Origin of the sequence: Streptomyces acidicola, assembly GCF_009377235.1 — a bacterium.
GTDB classification, from domain to species: domain Bacteria; phylum Actinomycetota; class Actinomycetes; order Streptomycetales; family Streptomycetaceae; genus Streptomyces; species Streptomyces acidicola.
This window is the reverse complement of the sequence record NZ_VMNX01000329.1, coordinates 1-7,980: the sequence shown is the minus strand read 5'-3', so window position 1 is coordinate 7,980 and position 7,980 is coordinate 1. Positions and strand designations below refer to the sequence as shown.

The window sequence follows — 7,980 nt, the reverse complement described above, 5'->3', positions numbered from 1 at the left end:
CCGTTCCTCAACTCCCTCACAGGAACTCCGAGTACCTCCTCTTCCCCCGCCACCACCGCGACCAACTCCCACCCCGTCATCAGCCGCGTATCGAGGACGACGACCCCGCGCCCGGTGGCCAGATGCAGATCGCGCCCGGCAACGGCGACCACCGCACCGCCCACAACCCCTCCCGCGACCAGCTCGGTCACCACCCCGTCCACGCCCGGCAGTCCGTCGAGCCCGAACACCTCGGCGTGGTCGACTGTCCGGCACGGCCTCCGCTCCAACGACTCCGGCCAGCCGTCCAGCGCCACCGCCCGCGCGTGCAGCTCCGTCACCTCGGCCGCCCGCTCCCCGGCCCCGGGCAACGCGGACCGTACGACCCGCTTGTCGGCGTACGGGATCCGGTCCGGCACTCCGAGCGCGGCCCGCAGGACTTCCTCCGCTCGCCGCGCTGCCATCAACGGTCCCCGCCCCAGCCAGCTGAAGCAGACGGCCCCCTGCTCCAACAGCCGTGCGTGCCCCCGCTCGACCGCGGTGATCCCCACCTTCACCATGCCGGGCCCGAACCACGCGAGATACACGTGATACGGCCGCGGATCGTCCGCGATGGTGTCGGCGGCGACGGAGTGCGCCCGGTCCAGCCGCGCACACTCCTCACACCGCGCCCCCGTGCTCCGCCCCGACACTCCGGCCCGTGTGGGACACCCGTGCCCCCGGGCTCCCACACACGTCCTCACACCCCCTGTCACCACCCCAAAGGCCACCTTCTTCCCCCGTGGCAGAGCACTCCCGCGCCCGCCTTCCCACAGCAGCACGGGCTCCGCGCCGGCCCACCGCAGCCCCGCACATCTCCACGCCCGTGTCATCCCTCACGAGACTAGGCGCTGCCACTGACAATGCGCCTTGACCTGGCAGAACGCGATACCACGCCACTAGCCCACAGGGACAAGCCCACAGGGACAAGCCCACAGGGACAAGCCCACAGGGGGACCAGCCCACAAGGGTCAAGCGCCGGTCTTCTCCTGCGGAGGGCGGTAGGCGGTGAAGGGCAGCGTGGACGTGCGGTGCCGACGGACGGCCTTGCGCGGCGGACGAGTGAGGGTGATCTGGCGGACGAGCTGCTGGAAGCAGGCAAGGGCGGCGAGAGTGGGAAGAGCCGCGGTTGCCACACCGGTGATGCTCTTGGGTGCCTGGGCAATACACAGGAGCATGGCAACGCCGGAGAAGAACAGCACAACGGACCAGGAGTGCGCCGCGCGACGCCGGTGCAGAGCGGCACGCAGAATGGACAACGTAGCCACCATCCATGGTCCGTAGACAAGCAAAGGACACAGACCGGCGGCCCCATAGGCGGCGTGGAGACCCGGCAGACGACGGAGAGGGTCGTACGTGATGACGCCGCCGAGCACGCTGACCATCGCGACGACAACAGCCGCAACCGCGACGATCAGATAACTGACCTTCTGCAGCGGACTGAGCGCGGGCCTTCGCGGTCCGACACGGCGGTGCCCGGGCACGGGTCGCACGCGCGTCAGCTCTTCGGTGACGTGCGCCAAACCGGCGAGACGATCGGCTCCCGACATTTCCTCGCCGGATTCGCCCACGGCTGGTTCAGAGGGGAATGCGCCGCTTGCGCCACTCTCGGCCGCGGCCTGATCCCTCAGCAGATACGCCAGCTCTTCCGCCGGGTCCCACGATGCGTCCAAGGGGGCGAACGGAGGGGCGAACGAGGTGAAAGACTGCTGTACGGACGCCGGGGACGCATACTCGTAATCCTTGTACGGCCACGCCCTCGCGCCCGGATCGAGGTGGGTTCCACTCACTCCATAGCTGCTGTACGTCTCAGACATGACGGCTCTGTCCCACCCAACCGCCGCGGCGTGCGACGACCGAATCCCCGGACCACAGGCGCTCGAACTCATCCTGGATCTCGCTCATCTCCGCCAGGAAACCCTCAAAGACCGTGGACGAGTGCAGCAATTCAATGCGATTACCGCGATAGCACAGATAGGCGTTCGCGTCCGGGGGCGACGCGGGTCGCGGCGTGAAGGTCCACCCTCCCTTCGACAGCACGCGGGCATCAACGCGGAAATCCGGGCTGTTTGAAGGGCCCCAGGGCGCGGTAGAGGATGTTGCTCCAGTCATACCCCTCCAACGCCGGACACAATGACGCAGATGCGTGGCATTCAGGTGATGGGGTTGGGCCATACAGGCGTTTCGCGATGAGTAAAGCCCGATGCCGCATGGCGCAGCACCACTGATGTGATCTTGGGTGTTATGGGGAGGGCGCCCGCGACAATTACCCGACCTTCGAGGAAGCCGACAGGACGCCCCTCATCTCGCGCGTCACCGTCGGATGAACATACGGCCACGGCCACGACGACGAAGCGCATGCGTATGCGCATCTGCCTGTTGGCCGCGCTTCCAGCCCAGGGTTCCCGGTACTCCGCAGGGTGCCCCATGGCACACCTGTCCAGTGAACCCACGCATCCATATGGCTCATTCGTTCGAGTCGAGGTCCTTGAACGAGGTAGGCACTGTGCGTGATCAAGAACCTCAAGCGCGCCGCTCTTGCGGCCGCACTCCTCGCCATGCCCTTCGCGGCACCCACTCCAGCCCATGCGCAGGAACGTTCCTCCGTGGCAGTAACCCTCCCGGTGGCGGTCGCTGCCCATGCCCTCCCCCTCGCCGCGGAGGTGCGGGACGGCTACCAGCGCACGAGCTTCCGGCACTGGAACGCGGGCAAGAACCCCACCGACGGCTGCAACACCCGAGCGGAGGTCCTGCTCTCCGAGGCTGTCGACCCACCCGAAGTTCTCCCGGGCTGCAAGCTGTCCGGAGGCCGCTGGTGGTCGTACTACGACTCCAAGTGGCTGACCTCCGCCTCCGCCCTGGACGTCGACCATGTGGTGCCGCTCGCCGAGGCCTGGGACTCCGGGGCATCACAGTGGACCGCGAAGCGTCGCGAGGCCTACGCCAACGACCTCGACGCCCCGACCTCCCTGGTCGCAGTCTCCGCGGCCTCCAATCGCAGCAAGGCCGACCAGGACCCGGCCGAGTGGCTGCCGCCGACCACCGAAGTCGCGTGCCGATACGCCTCGGAGTGGATCGCAACCAAGCTTCGCTGGGGACTCACCACCGACACCGTCGAACGCGAAGCACTCACCCAACTCGCGGACGAGTGCCCCGGCACCACCGTGACGTACGAACCCGCCCCGTAGACCGACGCCTACCGACCCGGCGCCCCACCCGGCCACCGCAGGACCCGGGCCGTCGCCGAGTGCCGGGTCGGCAACCTGGCGACGGGTTGCCCGGGACGTGCGGCTCATGGCGCTCGGCGAGGCGGGGGCGCGGAGGCAGAGGCGCGGGTCGAGGGAGCGGAGAGTTGCAACTGCTCGTACAGCTGCCAGAACGTTGCGGGCGGTGCGCCGACCGTCAGACGTCGCCCTCGGCCTGGGGCCCCTCACGCTGAGGGCCCTCATTCTGAGGCCCCTCGGTCTGGGGTCCCCCATTCTGGGAGTCACCGCTGTGGGAGCCCCCGTCCTGGGATTTGCACTGCTCCTGCTCTCCTGTGTTGTTCCCGGGCCCGAACACCACAGTCCAGAGAATGTCCTCAAGGCCCTGCTTCATCTTGACGGACACCGCGCACCCGTCCTGAACAGGTGCCGGGGCGGCCTGGGCCGCGGCAGATGAGGCGTAGATCATGGCTGCCGCAAGGCTGATGACGGCTGCGGCAGCCGAGTGCGCGAGGGAACGGTGCACAGAGTGCAGTCGCGGAGTTTTCATGATCACACTGTGAGTGGAGTGAACTCCGGGAGGAAGGCCGACAGCCCCTCACACAGTCAACTCGACCCGATCGTGTGATCCGCCAACCGACGCTTGGTAGCGCGGAGGGAGTAACAGCTACTCAGGGCTGACGCCACCCGCGTCCTTGTCCTGCGCCGGGAGTTCCGCAGCAGCGGATCATTGGGCGCTTGCGGCGGGGCGGACGACGATCTCGTTGACGTCGACCTGCGGAGGCTGGGAAACGGCGTAGGCAATGGCATCCGCGATGGCGGAGGCGGGCAGTGCCACGGCGCGGTAGGTCTTCATGGCCTCCCTGGCGGCAGGGTCGGAGATGCTGTCGGCGAGTTCGGACTCGGTCACGCCCGGCGAGACGAGGGTGACCCGGACATCCCCGGAGGACTCCTGGCGCAGTCCTTCGGAGATCGCGCGGACGGCGAACTTGGTGGCGCAGTAGACGGCGGCGGTGGGCGAGACCTCGTACGCACCGACGGAGGCGATGTTCACGAAGTGCCCGCCGCCCTGAGCACGCATCACGGGCAGCGCGGCGGCGATGCCGTGCAGGACTCCCCGCACGTTCACGTCGATCATGCGGTCCCACTCGTCGGTCTTCAGCGCGTCCAGCGGCGACAGCGGCATCACTCCGGCGTTGTTGACCACCACGTCCACGCGCCCGTAGCGCTCACGCGCGGCGGACACGAAGGCCCGGACGTCGGCCACGTCCGTGACGTCCAGTCGCTGGAACGCGGCGGTTCCGCCCGCGCTGGTGATCTCCTCGGCAAGCGCATCGAGACGGTCGGTGCGCCGCGCTCCGAGGAACAGGCGGTGGCCGTCGGCGGCGAGCCGGCGGGCGGTCGCCTCCCCGATTCCACTGCTCGCTCCGGTGATCGCCACGACCTTGGCTGTGTCTGTCATACCTGCTGTTCCTCTCGGTAGAGCACGAGGTGCTCGTGATGGAGCACACCGTCACGGATGTCGCCCGTCGCGGTGAACCCGGAGTCGTCGACGTAATCGATGTGGCTGCCGGTCACCGTGTAGCGACCCGTATACGCACTGTGCCGGTTGCCGCGGGCCTCGTCGTACCGGCCGTCCGCCCGCAGTTCCTGGCGGATGTGACCGTCCGCGGTCACCCACATGCCGACCACGTCGGCAGCACTGTCCTCCGTGTTCCCCGTCATGACGGACTCCCTGGTCCATGAGTGCGGATCTGTCCTGTTGCCCGACCGAGTCTGGACAGGCCGAAGGCCGCTGACCAGGACGTCTTCTGCCTGGGTGCGGCACATCCAGGCAGCCCGCACTCCCGCGGCCCAGCCTGAGGACATGACCGGCAACCACCTGGGGGAGTTCCTACGCGCGCGCAGGGCGGCCCTGCGGCCGGAGGACGTCGGCATGGCGCGCTACGGCGTACGCAGGGTGGTCAACGGGCTGCGCCGTGAAGAGGTCGCTGCCCTGACCGGTGAACGCGGATTACTACACCCGCCTGGAACAGGGGCGCGAAAGCCGCCCCTCGGCCCAGGTACCCGACGCACTCAGCCGGGCTGCGTCCATCTGAGGCCCTCCAGCACTCCAACGTCAGAGGTGTGCCAGGCGGCAATGGTTGATCAGTGCGCCGACGTGGGCGGAGTAAACATCATGTCGCGACCGAGCATGTCGAACGGCGGCGTTGGGTAGACACCTCAGTCCCGGCTGACGAGGGCATGGCGAGGGCACGACGAGGGAGCCCCATGGCGGCGATGGCCCTGTTCTGTGGAGACATCGCGTTCGACGTCGCGCTTCGTGTTCCCCGCTTTGCCGACGCGGACCAGAAGATGCACGCGTTCGAGAACCTGGTGAGCGCCGGAGGGGTGGCCGCCAACTCCGCGGTCGCCTGCGCCCGACAGGGCGTCACCACAGCTCTGCTCGCCGTTGTCGGGGATGACGTGCTCGGCGCCTACGCCATTGACTTCCTTGCGGCGCGGGGCGTCGACGTCACCGGTGTCACCACGACACCTGGCATGACGGCGGTCTCGGTTTGCACCCTGGCCGAGGAGGACGGAGAAAAGCGTCTCGTCTACACCTCGTCCGTGTCGCAGTACCCGCCTCCGGAGCGTCTGCGCGACGCCGAACTGGACGGAGTGGACTGGATCCACACCTCGTGCCTACACCCCGAGGCCGCCGCAGTGCTCGCGGAGCGGGCGCGAGCCGCCGACATTCCCATGTCGATCGACTTGGAACCCTCGGCGCTCGCCCACGGCGCGGAAGCCCTCGCTCCGGCCTTGTACGAGGCGGAGGTCGTCTTCCTCAACGAGCGTGCCACGGCCGAGATAGGCGACATACACGCCTTCTGCGCCCGACACCGTCTCAAGCTGGTCGTGTGCACCCGCGGTTCGCATGGGGCGGCGTTGACGGACGGCTCCAGCGAGATCACCGTCGCTCCGCCGCCCACCGGCCCGATCGTCGACACCACCGGCGCCGGCGACTGCCTGGCCGGGGTCTACATCGCCCGCTCCCTGTCCGGCTCGGACCCGAGCTCGGCGCTGCGGGCGTCGGTGGCTTCGGCGACGCACGCCTGCCGCCACCTCGGAGCCCAGGGCGGGTACCCCGACAGAGAGACGACAGACGAACTCCTCGCGAGCGGCTGGCTCCGGGAGCCGGGCACCCCCCGGGAGCCGAGGGCCTAGTACACGCACGGCTGCGGAGACGACGACGAAGGCCCCGACCGGCTTGAGGAATACCAGGAAGCTGAGCTGCTCCAGGTACTCAAGGCGCAGATCTCCTCGGGGTCGACGCATCGAAGGCGAAGCGGTTGCCAGTGCGCAGGTCGTACACCCACAGTTGTTTGGTGTGCGGTGGCTCATCCGCGCCGGCCTCATCAGGCTGCCGGGCCCGGAGGAGCAGGTCCCGCCGGAAATCGTGGACGACAAGGTGTTCGGCACGATTGTCTATGGCACCGGGGACGACGCGGTTCTGTCGGACTTCTTCGGCCTGGAGTCACCGTTCTCCAACCGTGCGGAGGAGCTGCGGGAGGAACTGGCGGACCTGGAATTCGAGGTCGCGGCGGGGGATGCCGATCAGGAGACGGTGGAGCGCTTCCGGACACTGCGCAGGACCTTGGCCAGCTCGCAGGCGACCTATGCGGAAGATTCCAGCCTGCGGGCCAGGAGGCGGGAGACCGGCGACTCGTGATCAGGATCGTACGGCCGCGGCTCCCCACCGAACTGGAAACGTCCCTGCTGGCACTGACCCAGGAGATGGCCGGCACTCCGGTCCCCGACCGGGGCGATCACGCTGAGCGGATGTGGGGGCGCAACAGTGTGCGCCGCGATGTGTACCAGCCGGTGCGCGAAGCCCTGAAGGACATGGCTCCTGGGTGGGACTGCTGCATGTATTGCGGCAATCACCTGGCCGACACCGTCGACCACTTCGTACCCAAGTCCCGATGCGCGCTGCGAACCTTCTACTGGCCCAATCTCCTGCTGGCCTGCTCCACCTGCAACACGCGATTCAAGGGTGACGAGCACCGCAGTGACGGCCTCGTCGGTTCACTGCTTATCGACCCGACGCGTGAGAACCCCTTCGACCACCTGGACCTCGGACTGGCAAGCGGCGTCTATCGCCCTGTCGTGGGATCGCCGAAAGGCGAGTGGACCATCGAGGTCTGCGGCCTGAACACGGGAAGACGGCCGCGAGTCAGAGCCGACACATGGCTGAATCTGGCTGACGACCTGAAGGACTGGGATCGGGCTCGCGGCGAGGGCGATGTCAGGAACATGCGTCGCAAGGTCTACCGCATGCGCACCCAGCCTTTCGCCGACGTGTGTTACGCGGCGCTGCACAAGGCTGTGTCTGACGATGCTCCCAGCATCTTCGCAGAAGCGGAGCCGGGCCTCCTCGACCTACTTCGGGACGACGAGCTGCGCGCGTCCTTCCAGGTGTGAAGCGCCTCACCCGGATCCGGGTGAGGTCGAGCGGTGCCCGCGACGGACGGCAACTGCAACCAAAACTGCAACCACACACGTCGAAGGGCCCCACCGCGAACGGTGGGGCCCTTCGACATCGTGCCCGGTGAGGCACTGGCGGAGGATACGAGATTCGAACTCGTGAGGGGTTGCCCCCAACACGCTTTCCAAGCGTGCGCCCTAGGCCTCTAGGCGAATCCTCCGCCGGAAACATTACATGACGTCGGGGAGTGCTTGCGAACTCGTTCGGGGCCCGGGGAGGGGGGACGGGTGG

Annotated in this window: 9 protein-coding genes, 1 tRNA gene and 1 pseudogene; 5 read left to right on the top strand and 6 right to left on the bottom strand. The window is 68.0% G+C overall.

Going from position 1 to position 7,980, the window contains the following annotated elements:
• The 3 genes from FPZ41_RS42475 to FPZ41_RS42465 form a co-directional block, all read right to left on the bottom strand.
• A partial coding sequence (locus FPZ41_RS42475) for a DUF2797 domain-containing protein (RefSeq protein ID WP_152869743.1) occupies positions 1–851 on the bottom strand: 851 nt, incomplete at its 3' end.
• 138 nt (positions 852–989) lie between these two features.
• Positions 990–1,835 carry a DUF2637 domain-containing protein gene (locus tag FPZ41_RS42470; protein WP_228023377.1) on the bottom strand — a complete coding sequence of 282 codons (846 nt, stop codon included), beginning with the start codon at positions 1,833–1,835 and terminating at the stop codon, positions 990–992.
• Entirely contained in the window at positions 1,828–2,058 is a 231-nt protein-coding gene (locus FPZ41_RS42465) for a hypothetical protein (protein WP_152869741.1), read from the bottom strand. Before FPZ41_RS42465 ends, FPZ41_RS42470 begins: the two co-directional genes overlap by 8 nt.
• Positions 2,059–2,528: 470 nt before the next feature.
• Between FPZ41_RS42465 and FPZ41_RS42460 the strand changes: the two genes are divergently transcribed.
• Positions 2,529–3,206, top strand: coding sequence for an HNH endonuclease family protein (locus tag FPZ41_RS42460; RefSeq protein WP_322621442.1), 678 nt, complete (start codon positions 2,529–2,531; stop codon positions 3,204–3,206).
• 742 nt (positions 3,207–3,948) lie between these two features.
• Here the strand turns inward: FPZ41_RS42460 and FPZ41_RS42455 are convergent.
• Together FPZ41_RS42455 and FPZ41_RS42450 are read right to left on the bottom strand one after the other, a co-directional pair.
• Complete coding sequence (locus tag FPZ41_RS42455) at positions 3,949–4,683, bottom strand: SDR family oxidoreductase (RefSeq protein WP_152869739.1); 735 nt, start codon at positions 4,681–4,683, stop codon at positions 3,949–3,951.
• A complete protein-coding gene (locus tag FPZ41_RS42450; RefSeq protein ID WP_152869737.1) occupies positions 4,680–4,946 on the bottom strand; it encodes an Atu4866 domain-containing protein in 267 nt (88 codons plus the stop codon). The genes FPZ41_RS42455 and FPZ41_RS42450 overlap by 4 nt, the downstream gene beginning before the upstream one ends.
• Positions 4,947–5,088: 142 nt before the next feature.
• On the opposite strand from FPZ41_RS42450, the pseudogene FPZ41_RS49165 reads away from it, so the two are divergent.
• From FPZ41_RS49165 to FPZ41_RS42430, 4 genes and pseudogenes are all read left to right on the top strand, one after another.
• Positions 5,089–5,308, top strand: a pseudogene (locus tag FPZ41_RS49165) (helix-turn-helix domain-containing protein); the annotation flags it as partial.
• 184 nt (positions 5,309–5,492) lie between these two features.
• Positions 5,493–6,428 (top strand): carbohydrate kinase family protein, encoded by a 936-nt coding sequence (locus FPZ41_RS42440; RefSeq protein WP_194236411.1) that lies wholly within the window; start codon positions 5,493–5,495, stop codon positions 6,426–6,428.
• Positions 6,429–6,591: 163 nt separating this feature from the next.
• Entirely contained in the window at positions 6,592–6,933 is a 342-nt protein-coding gene (locus FPZ41_RS42435) for a hypothetical protein (RefSeq protein WP_152869733.1), read from the top strand.
• Positions 6,930–7,685 carry an HNH endonuclease gene (locus FPZ41_RS42430; protein ID WP_152869731.1) on the top strand — a complete coding sequence of 252 codons (756 nt, stop codon included), beginning with the start codon at positions 6,930–6,932 and terminating at the stop codon, positions 7,683–7,685. Before FPZ41_RS42435 ends, FPZ41_RS42430 begins: the two co-directional genes overlap by 4 nt.
• 136 nt (positions 7,686–7,821) lie before the next feature.
• Here FPZ41_RS42430 and FPZ41_RS42425 read toward each other — a convergent pair.
• Positions 7,822–7,909, bottom strand: a tRNA-Ser gene (locus FPZ41_RS42425).
• Between the last annotated feature and the right edge of the window lie 71 nt (positions 7,910–7,980).

What these genes read in the sequence shown, in the direction of transcription:
- FPZ41_RS42455 (WP_152869739.1), bottom strand. Translation starts at nt 4,683, where the DNA reads ATGACAGACACAGCCAAGGTCGTGGCGATCACCGGAGCGAGCAGTGGA.
- FPZ41_RS42470 (WP_228023377.1), bottom strand. Translation starts at nt 1,835, where the DNA reads ATGTCTGAGACGTACAGCAGCTATGGAGTGAGTGGAACCCACCTCGAT.
- FPZ41_RS42450 (WP_152869737.1), bottom strand. Translation starts at nt 4,946, where the DNA reads ATGACGGGGAACACGGAGGACAGTGCTGCCGACGTGGTCGGCATGTGG.
- FPZ41_RS42440 (WP_194236411.1), top strand. Translation starts at nt 5,493, where the DNA reads ATGGCGGCGATGGCCCTGTTCTGTGGAGACATCGCGTTCGACGTCGCG.